Raw genomic sequence first — 14,351 nt, 5'->3', positions numbered from 1 at the left:
GGCTTCTTCGTTGTAGTATGTCCCCCGCGATTTTTTGGTCATAACAGTTGGCAAAAATGAATTTTGTTGCAACTTCCTCAATTTCTTCATTGTTCGTTGCTTTCCAGTCATCCCAAGGTAAACGCATTTGTCCAGGAGAAGATTTTTTTCTTTTTCACTTGGCTTTTAGTCCTCTTAGCAACTGAAATTTGAGAAGTGCGATACCAGAAAGTGGTTGCCAAGGGCATCGCTAGCATTTTGCGTCAAAATAATAAGGTATCTGATTTTCGAGGCAAGCCGATTATGGCTTTTATCTCCGATCAACGCTGGGATTTGTCTGTCGTAAGTAATGACGGTAAACTTGTCCTGGCAATCGAGGTTAAGAGTAAAACCAACACATCACCAGAATGGGCTACAAAATTTCGACGAAACATGCTTGCACATGGAATTTTACCGAATGCTCTCTATTTTTTGATGGTTTTTCCAGACAAGTTTTATCTGTGGACTCCTAGTGCGACTGATATATCGGAAAGAGAACCGGACTATACTATCGATGCACATCCTATTCTCAATCCCTATTTTGAGCGTGCGGGAATTGTATGCGATCGCGCTTCTCCCGTAGGTTGGGTGGAGGCTTTGCGTAACCCAACATTTAGACTTTCAATTTTCTCCAAATATTTCTACAATTTACTTAATGTGAAAATAAAGCCTGTTTAGGATAAATCTAGTGCCACCAAGGGATGCAATCCATGAAATTGTCAAGCAAGCATTGATTAAAGACGGTTGGATAATCAAAGAAAAAGATGACCCTTATGTAATATCCTACGGTGAGAGATTTCTCTTTGTTGACCTGGGGGCAAGTAAATCTGAGGCTGATAACATCCAAGGTAGTTTGATTGGTGCAGAAAAGAATAATAGCCGTATTGCAATAGAGATCAAGGAATTTAAAGCCAAATCGATAATTAAAGATTTAGAACAAGCGATTGGACAGTATGTTCTCTATCAATTACTTTTGCAGAAAGTAGACCCAGGACGTGATGTTTACTTGGCTATTAGCGATACTCTTTATGAAGATTTTTTTCAAGAACCAATAGGTGAACTTGTTATCAATGAGATACCATTAAAGATGATTGTTGTCAACTTAAAAAGGGTTGAAGTAAAGAAGTGGATAACTTAAATAAATATCGACAAATAATCAAAGAACTGATTGCTCAATACGCAAAATTCAAACCATCCCACGGTGATATTAGATTAGATACAATTTTCGATGAATCCCAAGATAGATATGGTTTGATGCAAGTAGGATGGGACAGAGGAAAACGAATTAGGGGTAATTTGATTTACTTAACTTTATCGGCAGGAAAAGTGACGGTTGAGTACGATGGCATGGAATCGGGAATTACTCAAGACTTAATCGATTGCGGTATCGCTGAAGAAGATATTATATTAGCGTTTATTTCTCAACAAGATAGTCGAATTCCTGCTTAAATTATCGTCTGCTTATCCTCTTCTATATCTTGCCAGGGATTAGAATAAAAGCAACCACCACCCCAAACTAATTTATGATATTAAAAACTATCGAAGGAATTTATCAAAACGGGCAAATAGAACTCACAGAGTTACCGCAAGATGTGAGCGAACACACTCAAGTTCTCGTCACATTTCTGGAAGCTGGTAAAGTCAATCCTGCTAAACTGCGTCAGCTAATCGAACAACTGGAAACCATTGCAGGTATTCAGCAAGGTTTCCAGGAATTAAACGCCGGAAAATCTCGTCCTATTGGTGATTTCGTAGCAGAAATGCAGAAGAAATATGACATTCCAAGTTGAGATTCTTCCTATTGCGGAGAAACAAATTGATCAAGCATATAGCTGGTATAGAGAACGCAATCCCGAATTTGCCGATAGATGGTTCCGAGGATTGATGAATGCTGTCGCAACTTTGCAAGAGAAACCCCTACGCTGTCCATTGACGATTGAGAATGATATTTTCTCTGAGGATGTTCGTCAATTACTTTATGGGAAATCCAAAAACATATATCGGGTGCTTTTTGCAATTCGAGATACAAAAGTACATATATTATACGTTTGTCATACTGCCCAAGCGCCCTTGACTTTAGATGAAATAAAGCAATTAGAAAGTGATATTTAGCATCAGATGTAGGTTGGGTGCAGTGAAGCGTAGCTTGCATCTCGTAGAGTAACCCAACATTTAGACTTTCAATTTTCCCAAATATTTCAATGTTGGGTTACGACGCAAATGAGATTATTAATTAAATCCAAAATTGTCATGTATCTCAAACGTCACTTGCTACAACTGAGGAAACCTCCGCAACACAGTGACTCCCCAACCTACAATTTACTGGCAGCAAAAACTTGATTTGCAGTTAGCTTGATTTCCGGAAAAATTTGGGAAACAAGTAAATCATCATTGCGGAATAACCGCTTGTGATACTCATCTTCAAGTAAAGTACAAATTATAATTGTTGGCTGTTTTGGTTTGCCAATGTACTCCCTACCACCAACACCCAAATAATCTATAATCCAATATTCTGGAACACCTAGTGCTACATAATCTTCTGATTTACGAGCATAATCATTCTGCCAGTTAGTGCTAACAACTTCGGCAACAAGTTTGATTGAACCTCCAAGAGTAATCACAGGTTCCCGTTGCCATAATGGTTCGTTGGTAAGCTGAGTTTTATCTAATACAATTACATCTGGACGAAAAGCTGTTGCTGTACCTAAAAGTTTAACTAGACATCGGTGGGGAATCAGGTAATCTGGGTATTTTTGGTCGATCTCCACATTAAATTTCCGCCCTACAAACCCTGCTACCTGTTCATGTGGACCAGTTGGTTCCATTTCGATTAATTCCCCATCAATTAATTCGTAGCGATCGCTATCGCCATACTGCGAAATGAACTCATCAACAGTTATAGACTTAGGTGGTGCTTGAACCATTGTCACGATTCCTCCTGAATTGTCACTTTTGGTGATGCACAGACATTCCGAATTCATAATTATATATTACAGCCTGATTGTAAAAGCGGTGCTTGTAGAATAAGAGCAAATACTAAAAGTATAGTTAGATAGGATAAATCTAGTGCCACCAAGGGATGCAATCAATGAAATTTTCAAGCAAGCATTCCTTAAGTGCGATACCTACGGTGGTAAACTACGCGTTTCTCCCGTAGTTTGGGTGAAGGCTTTGCGTAGCTTGCATCTCGTAGAGTAACCCAACATTTAGACTTTCAATTTCCCCAAATATTTTGATGTTGGGTTACGACGCAAATAAGATTATTAATTAACATACAAATTCTCGTGCGTCTCCGACTAACCGACGACTACCAAACGATTTCAAAGTGCGATAGGTTATATTAAATGATTAAAGTTGCAACTATCAATATCTTATTCAAGATGGAATTATGGCAGCAGCGCCAGGATTTATTAGTATCTGGATTGCAAAAAATTAACGCTGATATTATTTGTTTACAGGAAGTAAATATAGAAGCGAATACTGGCGCTTACCTTGCAGAAAAGTTGGGTATGCCATATATTTATCAAACTAATTTTAATCAATTACCCTATAAAGGTGGTTGCGAATATGGAATTTGCATTCTTAGTCGCTATCCTTTTAGTAAACAAGAATCTTTAGATCTAAAAACCCAAGGACGTTTGGCTCAATTTGTCCAGGTGGAAATTAATCATCAACCTGTAATTATTTGTAATGGTCATTATTATTGGCAACCGGGTTCCTGTCAAGAAAGGATGGAACAGTTTAAATTATTAGTTAACTGGTTAGGTGAATTATCGCCAGAATTACCGATAATTGTTGTCGGTGATTTTAATGCAACGCCGGATACTTCAGAAATCGAATTTTTGCGTAAATATTTTACATCTGCCTATGAAAAATGCCACGGTTCCGAGCCAGAATATACTTGCCCGACCCCACTAGCTAAAGCTAACAGACAATTATGGCGTGCTGTGGGTTTAAAAGTAGTTAATGCCGTTGTACATCGCACTATTAAACCTTGGCAGGGAACTCTCGATTATGTTTTTTTTAATCAACATTTACAGGTTAATGATTGTCAATTAATTCTAACGGAAGCATCTCCAGAAAATTCCTTAATTTATCCTTCTGATCATTTTGGGATTGTTGCGGATTTTGATTTTGATTAACATCAATGCGAATGATTTTCTACTTTTTCTTAGCTGCGGTGGAAATTGGTAACTGTAAATTCTGGTTATAAACAAACTCGTCACTAACTTCTACTTGACGCTTAGGGAGAGTGTCATTGGAGTTGAGTTGATCTGTTTGGGAAATCCGTAATGTGTATTTACCAACGGGAACACCATCCAGACGGTACAAACCAAATTTATCAGTCACGTTAGATATGACTCTAGCACCAGCACCGTTGAGGAGTTCGATTTTGACTTCGGCAACGGGTTGTCCTGTTGCATCAGTGATTTTTCCGGCAACACCATATTCTTGACGTACTGGGAAATCGAGTTTAGTCACAGCAGAATTGGCAACTTCCACGCTTCTAGTTGTCTTGGCAATGGAAAGCTCGATCGGTAATTCATCTGGTTCTAGTTCGACAAAATACACGCCCTCTGGTAAATTACCGACAAAGAAATTGCCTCCTTTATCAGTTCGAGCAGCACCAACCATGCGGTTACGGCTATCAATTACGCGGACATTTGAACCGCTCAAATCGAAGTTTTTCTTGCCACCAGCGACTTGGATTCTTCCAGCGATCGCGCCTCGCTCTTTGCTAATACCACCGTAGCTTGCAGGTGTCACCCGACCACCAGCAAATGATAAGTCTGATACTAGGGAAACAGTGAAACGATCATCCCCAACACCACCAAATATCCCCCTAGTGCGTGAAGGTATTCCTTGATATTCTACTCTGGCAAATAAACCCGGTAACACCCGCATACTGGCACCCGCAATTGGTGCAACTTCTCCTCCACGATAAGCTAATCCGATATTCCAACCTAACTGATCTAAACGGCTAGGATTACGACCAATACTGAAGGAATAACGCGAGTCTAAACTGCCACCAAATTCATTTCCCAAGGATAATTGATAGTCATTACCAAATTTATAACTCAAATCGGAAGTATATAAATCACCATAGGTGTTAAATGATAATCGAGTTGCCGCACTAGGTTGATAAAAAGCATTGACTAAATAGCGCCCCTCAATATCTGGTCTGCCATTAATTGATAAACTGGAAAAAGGTCTAGCTGTAAATGTTGGTAAAATGTAGCTACTGTCTCGGCTGGAATCTTTGTAATTGCGGGCTATAAAACCTAAATTGAAATTATTATTTAAGTTGTATTTGAGTTCTAAGCTGTGATTATAACGCTGACTAGCTCCGCTTGTACTTTCATATCCCCTTGGTAAAGATTGAGAATTTGCATTAATTTGTAAATTTTTAAGCTGAACATCTAAATCAGCGGTATATCCAACTTTATCACCAGAAGTTCCTACACTTCCTGATAAAATAACTGGATTTGCTAAACGCAGAACTAAACCAGCTTGACTTTGTAAATCCCCTGGTGTCGCTTGAACTGAACCTTCAAAGGTCAGATTATTTGAAAGCCCTTGTCGCATCTGGTAAAAACCAACGAATTTACCAGCATAATCAGAATCAAATTGCTGGTTAAATAAGGTATTTTGGACTAAATTCCCACTAAAGCCAATGCCACCTAGTTGAACGTTTCCTCCGGCTGGTAAAAGTAAATCTGAGGCGTTAATCCGTACTGTTCTCACAGTTATTGGAACTCTCAAATTATTCCGGTCAAAAATTGCAACTTCAACTTCGTTACTTTGACCAATTGGTAAACTGACATCAACAAATTCATATTTACCATCAAATCCTACTTGCTGTTGAGCAACAGGAACTCCACTAACTCTGAGTTGAACAAAACTTGCTGGTGGTGCATCACCGCGAAAACTTTGAATTGGTCGTGAACGTCTTGGTAAAAGTTCATTTGCACCATAACCACTGCTAAAACTTTCGGCTGGCAAATTACTATAACCTAGTTGTAAACCAGTTAGATCTATTTGACTAATTAATGGATGTAAGCCAACCTGTTGGCGACCCACTTGTAAGCGTAAACTGTTAAAACGTTTATAAAAGAAGTATTCGGAAATTTCAGGTTGATTAACAAAATCATTATCAATTCTTGCTTGGAAAGATCCACCACCGATTCGTCCTCCTAAGCGGCTAGAACTTCGCAAGCTGCTATCACCGCCCGTGGTGCTAATATCCAATTCTTGACGGAAGCTTGATAACCCATTTTTAGGAGCAAAAAATTCTGGCTTTAAATTCGGTTGACGCTGACGATATTGACCATTTGCACTTCGCCAGGGTAAATCGGTAAGTAGGGTTAAATCGGCTGTATTTAAACTAACTTTAATGCTTAATTTACTATTAATTTCATCACTGCTAATATAACTAATACCGTTAATTTGTTTTAATGAATCTGGTGATAATTGAACAGAGCCTAAAGGGGTTTTAATATCTAAATTTTTACTAGTCTTTTTAACTTCAAATCCAGCAAGATCTGAGAAGCTATCAATAGGGATGAGGAGAGTGTTTCCCTGTTGAATAATATCTAAAGTTCCTACTTCTCGACCATTAATTACTACTGCTACTAGAAAGGGTTCGTCAGGATTTCTAGCTAATTGGATCGAGTTGTCTGGGTTGCTTTGGTTTTTTGGATTTTGATTAATATTGCTATCCAGTTTCGTTGTACTGCTGGTGGTAGCTGCAATCTTTTGAGTATTTTCAGCTTGTTTCGGCTTAGATAACTGTGAGTTATTGTCAGGGTTTAAAGTCTCTAATTCGAGAGCATTACCCACAATATTATTCAGAGATGCTGATATGGAGATAGTCACTAATTCCTGGATAATTGCCAGAATTTTGGCACTATCAAAGTTTTCACCACTAGCAATAGCATTTGCCTGTGCTTCTGGTTTTTCGGTAGTTATAGGATTACTTTTGATTGCAACTTTTTGACTATTGATATCCTTTGTAGGTTCAGACTCATATGATTGTGACTGAGTTGAAGTATCTACAGGAATTATATTATTAATTGAAGCGTAAATAGAAATATTAATTAATTCTTGAACAGCAGCAAGAATTTGGGTGACAGTATCCTGAGAATTTGCGGCTATTATTTGCGATTTGCTTGATTTAATAGCACTGACGACAGCAGAATCAGTCGCATTTGGTTGATTGTTTGCAATTTTGGGCGTAGTTGCTGCTTGTTTACCCGTCGAGTTGTGCGAAATTGAGGGGGAGTTGCTGTCGCCATAGTTGTTTTTTACCCGATTCTGATGTACTTGAGGAAATTCTTTAACACTAGAAGCTTTCTGAGGTTTGCAAGCTGGATTCTCACTTACAGGAGTGGAAGCCGCTAACATTTTGTTGAATAAGCTATTAACCAGACTTGGTTTCTGAGAATTAACTTCTAATGAAAAACAAGTTTCTTCCGCATCAGTTGAAGGTTTAATCAGCTTCTGATTCGAGGTTTTGACAGTAGATTTGGGAGCCACTGTCATCACAATTGGAGGTGGTGCAGGTGGTAAAGCTAGGTAGAGCATACTTAGGCACAAAGATTCAGTAAAGGTATTGAGAATAGGCTGACTGCCAAAGTTTTGTCAGTGTCACAGAGACCTCACCCTGGCAGGGCGAGGCTTCTTCTGACTTCGTGAAGAGGCAATAACTACGCCCATGACTCTGGACTCAAAGGGGGTTTTAGAAGAAGTTTGAGAACAAAAAGATGAGAAAAAATATATTATTTTCTAGGAGTTACAGGACTAGTATTAGCAACTGGAACTGTGAACTTAATTCCTTGATCTATGGGAACACCGCTCAAATCTCCATTGATATCTAATACATAGTTTCCCGGTGGTAATTTCTGCTTGATTGGGAGAGTGAGTTGACGACGCATTGCTGGCAAAATTGGTGCAAAATCTAAATCTCCAACACTTATGACGTTTGCAGGCAGCTTAGATTTGTCTTTTGGTATAGCTTGAGTTGCTTTTAAACCTGGATAATTTGCTGCGCGCCAAATTGCATATTGTCCTTTGAGTCGGACATGGGCATTACCCGTATTAGAAACATCAAATTTCGCTTGGACAGCAGTGGATTTAGCATCAACATTAATGGAATTGATGGTTGCAACCCGTTTCACATCACCAGAGTAGGCATAGACAGCTACACCAACACGTCCTACTGCTTTCACTGCTTGAGAACCTGCATTTGCTGAGGGAACTTCTTCTAGATAAATAATTGCTCGATGTTCACCAGCAGCGGGTTTAACTTTGGGACGAATCGCAAAGCGGACATTTTGTGTACCACGGGGTGGAATGGTAAAGCGAGAAGGGGTAAAAACAATCCATTGATCTAGAGATTGTTCTGTAGAACTAATTTCTTCTATTTGATTATTTTCATTTAGCGTCCAATTTCTGACGTAAGCCTGCATTTCCACAGGTTCCGACGACATATTCACGATTTTGATGGATTGTGATTTGGTTTTGCCATCCATCTTGATTTCAAAGCGGGGTGGACTTACCCCAATCTCCATTGCAATTGCCTCTGGAACCATGAATGCGATCGCGCTTACTAAACTTAGTACTAAACTCGTAGCTCTTTTTAACATTCTTTACTCCCTGTTATCGCTCAATCACAAAATTTAAGTTAACTAGATAAAATAAAAATTCAAATTACAAACATACCTACAAACATCCACCATCACGGCTTTTAACACAAACAACTAAGTCACCTTTATGTTCTCCTGCGGTGGCTCTGGAGGAGTCAAATTCTAACGTCACGGTGCCTTCAACTATTGCTAAATTCCGTGCATCATCCCGAAAAATAATACTGCTTTGAGAGTTTTTAAAAACAACATCCAAAATTGATGTGGAGTTTTGATTGTTGTTAAAGCGGTTTGATTGTCCACTTTTATCTTGCAACTTATAAGTTACTTGTAATGGTGATTCTAAGCGATCCATTTGTACCCGCTTTTTCCAAGTAATGTCACGGGAAATCTTTTGATAAGTTGGATTACTCAACAATTCTTGTAAATTGTTTGCCGTACCAGTTTCTTTTGATAAGATCTCATTCGCCCTCAGGGGGTCAATAGTTACTTGTTTGGTTGAGATATCATCCACTGACGTTTGATTTTCTTGAGTTTGAGCCACAACGCTTGGCTGGGGTGAAACGATAATTGTGACGGCTAGAGCTAAGAAATATCTAAGTTGCTGTCGATAGCTGATTTTGTTAACTACCATTGATGTTTCCTAATCCACAAAAATGACTGTGATGACCAACAATAAACTACTCAATTAAATAATTAATTTCACAATTTATTGTTAATAAAAAATGCTGCTGATTGTTGGTGATGAAATAAATAGATATTGGCAGCAGGCGATTAGCCTGCACCAGAAGTTATGGTGATTTAAATTTGGCTAGCATCAACCTTGATCTGACCACCAGTATAATCACCAGCAACAGCATTAGCATCTGCACCAGTATCATCTTGGAAGCTAATATTTAACTTGATGCCACCAACAAAAGGAGTTTTGTTATTTGGTTTTTTCTGGCTATCACCAATTGATTCTCCAACTGTAATTTCGGCTAGGTTACCGTCTGGTCCAGCAAGTATATTTTTACCTGTTACTGGTGTAACTACAACTTTAACGTCATTTGGTGTATTACCCCAAACAGCATAAAGCTCTGTGATATCTTTGCTTATGGTTGTTGCGACAGTGGTGCCAAAATCAGGTTTAGTTCTATCAATTAGTGTTGATCCAGTTGTGGTTGCATTTATAGTATCGAAATCACCACTTTTACCACTCAATTCACTTTGATTTACTTTTAATTTGACATCTTTGAAAGTACGCAAGTAAATAAAAGGCTCAACATTGACTGATACATCAACAGTTTGTTCTACAGCTTGTGCAGGAACTGCAATAATCGCGCTACCCAAAGCCGCAACACCAGCTGCAATTATTCCAAAAATTTTCTTATTCATGTCAAAAGTTTTCCTTCTCGTAAGTCGTATTTTTTCAATTTGCTTGATACTGAATCTCTTCAACCTTGCAGATGAATTTGATTTAGCTATTAACTGTTTAATACAGATTCCCTGGTTAGCCCTAGAGTTGATACTCTTCTCAAATCTGTCACCATTAAGATTGTCTTTTATACTTAGGTAGATAGTTTTATGCCCTTAGAATCACCCCCTCAACAAATAATCAAAATTTTTATATACTCATTTCGTTGATTTCTCATAATTACAGATTGATTTTTGGAGATTTAAATCAGAACCTATAATTATTTGATTTCTCTGGAGATATTAAAATGTCACTAGTATGAAGCGATATATCATTAGAGAAGTCCCGAAACTACGAAATGATCTAAAATCTATCAAGTCTCAAATCTCTAATTACCTATGGATATTTGCCGTAAATACGCTGATGGCATATTTTCTTAGTTATTAAGCTCACCATTTTAACTTTCCTGTTAGGTAACTGTACTGACTTTCGTCGGTGTAAATTGGAAACTAATCGAGACACTAAGCTGAAAATTAGATTACTTACTTATCTTTACAAACAGAATTTAACCCGTCTAGATAGGATACACCTTCAGTAAGAATATGGAATTATGCAACATGAATAACAAAATAATGTAAGTAATACCACTTAAATAGTTTAGGATGTAGTGAGGTAAAAGATGATTAAAAGGTCAAATATCTGATTAGTTTTTTACCAATAATGTATGAAAATAGTGATTAGATATTTTTTTGAGAAAATATTTAGAGTCTGAAAGTATTGCGGAGTAAGTTTTATAAAATTTTGCTAAAAAAGTATTTTCCGAATCAATTGACTAGATGAAGCTTTCGCAGTATCCGGAAAATATTTTTAAATTTATCCTAAATTTTTCTTCACCATTACCTGTATTTCTTCTCATGTTTCAAGCTACTCGCCGTCGTCTGGCTATTTGGTACACTTCGATTACTGCTTTACTTTTGCTGCTATTCGCTATCGGAGTTTACTTATATGTTCGGAGTACACTGATTGAGCGGGTAGACGATACCTTAAATCACGTAGTGGAGATTGTTGAGCGCTGTTTAACCAACAATCGTTGTGCATCTACGCTGGTAATTGAACCTGGTGCTTCAAATACTGGTGTGTATCGAATTAATCTTGAAGCTAGTTTTGGCAACAATGCTGATAATGTTGAAGACGATCACATTGATTTGGAATGGTTTAGTCCCACAGGTGAATTAATTTGGTCTACTTTTTCTGTTCCTTTAGATATTCCAATTCATCCCAATCGTACTGGTGAAACTGTACATATTTTTAAGGAAGAATTAGGTAATCAAAAATTAGAATTGGCAGAAAATATTAAAAGTTATTTTGATACTTCTAGTACTTCTTATCGTTTGCGGCAAATCACGCAACGTGTACAGCGAGGAAGACAGGTATTAGGATATTTACGGGTAAGTCATCCCTGGTTTGAAGTTACTAAACCCAGTATTGAGTTGATTGTTGATTTAGGTTTGGGAATTGGGATAATGGTGATTTCTGTAGCGGCTAGTGGTTGGTTTCTTTCGGGAAAGGCTATGGAACCAGTTCATGAATCTTATCTACGCTTGAAGCAGTTTACAGCGGATGCTTCACACGAATTACGTAGTCCAATTGCGTTGATTCAAACTAATGTGCAAATTGCTTTAACTGATTTGGAAATTAGCGAAAATGAAGCTGTGATGGTTTCCCAATATCGTCAACAGTTATTAGTTGTGGAAAGATTAACTAAGCGTTTGGGCAAGTTAGTTAGTGATTTATTATTTTTAGCACGCCAAGATGGGGGTGTTCGCACAGAAAGTTTTTCCCCTTGTCCAATTGATGCTTTGTTAATGGAGGTGGTGGAAGAACAAAAATTATTTGCGGCGGAAAAAAATATATCTTTAACTCTCAAATTAGCCGATCCTCCAGAATCGGAAATTGATCCTGAATTATTAGAAAATTGGTTTACACCGCTGGGTGATTGGGATCAGTTGGTGAGATTATTTACAAACTTGATTGGAAATGCTCTCAGATACACTCCATCCGGAGGCAAAGTCAAGGTGGAGTTAGCTCGCCCAGAAGTGCTTAACCGGGTTTCGGGATTACGTTACGGAAATAGTCAGTTACAGATTCGTATAGAGGATTCTGGTATAGGTATTCCTGCGGAGGCAATACCATTATTATTTAATCGTTTTTACCGAGTAGATCCAGCACGTACCCATAGCGGGGGAAATCAAGCTACAGAAAAAGCAACTGGCTCTGGTTTGGGTTTAGCGATCGCATCCGCAATTGTAGACAATCACCACGGTCAAATTCAAGTGGAAAGTACTCTGGGTGTGGGGACGGTTTTTACGGTTATTTTGCCTTTGATGCAGGAGTAGGAGGGAGAGAGGGAGGGAAGCAGATTTTACTGTTCCCTGTTCACTGCTCCCTATTTCTTCCGAATTTGCGTCAATCTATCCAACAACAAAACTTCTTTCTTACTATCTTCCAAACTACGGGAAACTATAATTGCACGTTCGTAGAAATTACGAGCGGTTTTGTAGTTTCCCTGTTTCTCGTAAAATAAAGCGTAGGACTCAAAGGTTTGCAGTTGTTCTTGGGGGTTTTGCAGTTCTTGGGCAAGTGATAAACGTTCTCCTAGTAGTTCATAGGAACGCTCATAGCGTCCAACTGAGTTATGTGCTGTAACTAACCCATCAATAGCACGAAATTGATTTACGCGATCGCGTGATGCTTTCGCTAGCCTTAATCCCACTCCAAAGGCTCCAATTGTATTTTGATAATCACCAATCTCCTGATATGCTTCCCCTAGGTGGTTGTAAGTATTTGCCTCAGCTACGGGGTTGCCAAGTTGACGGCGATATGTTAATGCAGTTTCATACAACTTGATAGCTTTGTTATAGTCTCCTAATCTAGCTGTAGCTAATCCCAGATTACTAAGTGAGAGTCCCTCTCCTTCGATATTTTTCAAACTCCGGGCAATTTCCGCAGCTTCTGCAAAACAAGTTTCAGCATCGCTAAATTCACCCTTTTGTAACAGCAAACTACCAACGTTATTTAAGGCAAATACCTGAGTGCCTAAGTCTCGGTTGTTGCGTGCGATCGCTAAATGACGACGAACCGCATCTTCGGCTTCTTTATATTGTCCCAGTTCTAAGTATGCTCTGCCCAACAAATCGTATGTCAAGCCCTGCGCTCTCATATCACCCAGATAATGGTAAGTTTCTAATGCTGCCAAAAATTGTTGCACAGCTTTATGTGGAGTTCCTTGCTGAAGTTGCCGCTCACCAATTTGAAATAGTGTGTCAGCTTCATTTCTAGCTTGACGCGGTACAAATTTAGATGTTGGATTGTGCAACTGTTCTGTAATATCAGCCGCATGTGCCGTTACCGGAGAAAACAAAGCTACAAGTATTAATAAACAAAACGTGTAAGCTGGTCGATTTTGATAATATTCCCAACGTCTGCGTGTTAGTACTCTTATTTTTTTTTGTTTCATAAAAATTTCCCGTGGAATTTCGGGTTTAAGTAAAATGCTTAGAAAAGTTGTTTTTACACCTTGAGAACCACGAGAAATAGTATTTTCACGTAGCCATATTCGAGATAGTCTGCTCTCCAAAGTATATGGTGCGGATATCTGTTGGCAATTTGTCCTCAAGCATACGATAGCCTTCCTGGAGAAAATTGGCTACATCATTTGAGGTAATTGCCTCACCTTCTGCTTGTAAATAAGCAGCAATTCGGGTTTCACTCCAGTGAAAAGTTTGTGCCATCAACACCATCAGCCGTAAAACTGGTGTTAGCTGTTCCAATGCTTGTTCGACATAACACCATAATGGTGGTGAAGTTGCTTTCAGGGAGTAGTGAATTGCTTCTGTAGGTGGTAGCTCAATATCATTGATACAGTAAGCTGTCATATTAATCAGCCAATTTTGCAAAGTCAGATTTTCACCAGCTGTCTGACTAAAATCCAAACCCGTAAGTTCTTGATGGATATGTCTCCAAGTTAAGGCAAATAGGTACTCGGCTTGAACAGGCGATCGCGCTGAATGACGAATCAATGTGTATACAATTGGACTGTAGCGACAAAATAACGCCGTAAAGTATTTACCAGAATCTGAATGCTGTTGTAGCAAAGTTAATAACTCGCGATCGCTATGATGGAATAACGATTTGACTAATGGATGGTTAGCTTCGGGGAAATGGGGAATTTGCACAATCTTTCAAACGCCAATGTTGCTAAAATTAACTTAAGGATTATGTAGGCTTATGCCGAT

The 14,351-nt window shown here is 38.6% G+C and carries 14 protein-coding genes; 7 read left to right on the top strand and 7 right to left on the bottom strand.

The features are described 5' to 3' along the window. The first annotated feature begins 195 nt into the window (after positions 1–195). From CAL6303_RS30920 to CAL6303_RS24970, 5 genes are all read left to right on the top strand, one after another. Positions 196–696 (top strand): hypothetical protein, encoded by a 501-nt coding sequence (locus CAL6303_RS30920; RefSeq protein ID WP_203225940.1) that lies wholly within the window; start codon positions 196–198, stop codon positions 694–696. A gap of 10 nt (positions 697–706) precedes the next feature. After that, the gene (locus CAL6303_RS24985; RefSeq protein ID WP_015200625.1) at positions 707–1,156 is read left to right on the top strand and encodes a XisH family protein; all 450 of its coding nucleotides are present in this window, start codon (positions 707–709) and stop codon (positions 1,154–1,156) included. Next, complete coding sequence (locus CAL6303_RS24980) at positions 1,144–1,467, top strand: XisI protein (protein ID WP_015200624.1); 324 nt, start codon at positions 1,144–1,146, stop codon at positions 1,465–1,467. The genes CAL6303_RS24985 and CAL6303_RS24980 overlap by 13 nt, the downstream gene beginning before the upstream one ends. Before the next feature lie 77 nt (positions 1,468–1,544). Then, positions 1,545–1,808 carry a hypothetical protein gene (locus tag CAL6303_RS24975; RefSeq protein WP_041740910.1) on the top strand — a complete coding sequence of 88 codons (264 nt, stop codon included), beginning with the start codon at positions 1,545–1,547 and terminating at the stop codon, positions 1,806–1,808. Continuing rightward, the gene (locus CAL6303_RS24970; protein WP_015200622.1) at positions 1,792–2,130 is read left to right on the top strand and encodes a type II toxin-antitoxin system RelE/ParE family toxin; all 339 of its coding nucleotides are present in this window, start codon (positions 1,792–1,794) and stop codon (positions 2,128–2,130) included. The genes CAL6303_RS24975 and CAL6303_RS24970 overlap by 17 nt, the downstream gene beginning before the upstream one ends. Before the next feature lie 200 nt (positions 2,131–2,330). Here the strand turns inward: CAL6303_RS24970 and CAL6303_RS24965 are convergent, their stop codons facing one another. Continuing rightward, positions 2,331–2,942, bottom strand: coding sequence for a Uma2 family endonuclease (locus tag CAL6303_RS24965; RefSeq protein ID WP_015200621.1), 612 nt, complete (start codon positions 2,940–2,942; stop codon positions 2,331–2,333). 420 nt (positions 2,943–3,362) lie between these two features. Between CAL6303_RS24965 and CAL6303_RS24960 the strand changes: the two genes are divergently transcribed. Next, positions 3,363–4,160, top strand: a complete 798-nt coding sequence (locus CAL6303_RS24960; RefSeq protein WP_015200620.1) for an endonuclease/exonuclease/phosphatase family protein — start codon at positions 3,363–3,365, stop codon at positions 4,158–4,160. A 19-nt stretch (positions 4,161–4,179) separates the two neighbouring features. Here the strand turns inward: CAL6303_RS24960 and CAL6303_RS24955 are convergent, their stop codons facing one another. The 4 genes from CAL6303_RS24955 to CAL6303_RS24940 form a co-directional block, all read right to left on the bottom strand. After that, positions 4,180–7,602 (bottom strand): carboxypeptidase regulatory-like domain-containing protein, encoded by a 3,423-nt coding sequence (locus CAL6303_RS24955; protein ID WP_015200619.1) that lies wholly within the window; start codon positions 7,600–7,602, stop codon positions 4,180–4,182. A 194-nt stretch (positions 7,603–7,796) separates the two neighbouring features. After that, complete coding sequence (locus tag CAL6303_RS24950) at positions 7,797–8,663, bottom strand: molecular chaperone (protein ID WP_015200618.1); 867 nt, start codon at positions 8,661–8,663, stop codon at positions 7,797–7,799. 76 nt (positions 8,664–8,739) lie between these two features. Continuing rightward, entirely contained in the window at positions 8,740–9,294 is a 555-nt protein-coding gene (locus CAL6303_RS24945) for a hypothetical protein (protein ID WP_015200617.1), read from the bottom strand. 167 nt (positions 9,295–9,461) lie between these two features. After that, positions 9,462–10,037, bottom strand: a complete 576-nt coding sequence (locus CAL6303_RS24940) for a hypothetical protein (RefSeq protein WP_015200616.1) — start codon at positions 10,035–10,037, stop codon at positions 9,462–9,464. A gap of 933 nt (positions 10,038–10,970) precedes the next feature. Here CAL6303_RS24940 and CAL6303_RS24935 point away from each other — a divergent pair. Further along, positions 10,971–12,452, top strand: a complete 1,482-nt coding sequence (locus tag CAL6303_RS24935) for a sensor histidine kinase (protein ID WP_041740909.1) — start codon at positions 10,971–10,973, stop codon at positions 12,450–12,452. 50 nt (positions 12,453–12,502) lie between these two features. Here the strand turns inward: CAL6303_RS24935 and CAL6303_RS24930 are convergent, their stop codons facing one another. Beyond that, positions 12,503–13,573 carry a tetratricopeptide repeat protein gene (locus CAL6303_RS24930; protein ID WP_015200614.1) on the bottom strand — a complete coding sequence of 357 codons (1,071 nt, stop codon included), beginning with the start codon at positions 13,571–13,573 and terminating at the stop codon, positions 12,503–12,505. Positions 13,574–13,658: 85 nt separating this feature from the next. Then, positions 13,659–14,291: a hypothetical protein gene (locus tag CAL6303_RS24925; protein ID WP_015200613.1), complete on the bottom strand. Its 633-nt coding sequence runs from the start codon at positions 14,289–14,291 to the stop codon at positions 13,659–13,661. Between the last annotated feature and the right edge of the window lie 60 nt (positions 14,292–14,351).

Origin of the sequence: Calothrix sp. PCC 6303 (assembly GCF_000317435.1) — a bacterium.
Classification (GTDB): Bacteria; Cyanobacteriota; Cyanobacteriia; order Cyanobacteriales; family Nostocaceae; genus PCC-6303.
The sequence above is the reverse complement of the archived record's forward strand: the minus strand, read 5'-3'. Positions and strand labels throughout refer to the sequence as shown.

What these genes read in the sequence shown, in the direction of transcription:
- CAL6303_RS24970 (WP_015200622.1), top strand. Translation starts at nt 1,792, where the DNA reads ATGACATTCCAAGTTGAGATTCTTCCTATTGCGGAGAAACAAATTGAT.
- CAL6303_RS24965 (WP_015200621.1), bottom strand. Translation starts at nt 2,942, where the DNA reads ATGGTTCAAGCACCACCTAAGTCTATAACTGTTGATGAGTTCATTTCG.
- CAL6303_RS24960 (WP_015200620.1), top strand. Translation starts at nt 3,363, where the DNA reads ATGATTAAAGTTGCAACTATCAATATCTTATTCAAGATGGAATTATGG.
- CAL6303_RS24955 (WP_015200619.1), bottom strand. Translation starts at nt 7,602, where the DNA reads ATGCTCTACCTAGCTTTACCACCTGCACCACCTCCAATTGTGATGACA.
- CAL6303_RS24950 (WP_015200618.1), bottom strand. Translation starts at nt 8,663, where the DNA reads ATGTTAAAAAGAGCTACGAGTTTAGTACTAAGTTTAGTAAGCGCGATC.
- CAL6303_RS24945 (WP_015200617.1), bottom strand. Translation starts at nt 9,294, where the DNA reads ATGGTAGTTAACAAAATCAGCTATCGACAGCAACTTAGATATTTCTTA.
- CAL6303_RS24940 (WP_015200616.1), bottom strand. Translation starts at nt 10,037, where the DNA reads ATGAATAAGAAAATTTTTGGAATAATTGCAGCTGGTGTTGCGGCTTTG.
- CAL6303_RS24935 (WP_041740909.1), top strand. Translation starts at nt 10,971, where the DNA reads ATGTTTCAAGCTACTCGCCGTCGTCTGGCTATTTGGTACACTTCGATT.
- CAL6303_RS24930 (WP_015200614.1), bottom strand. Translation starts at nt 13,573, where the DNA reads ATGAAACAAAAAAAAATAAGAGTACTAACACGCAGACGTTGGGAATAT.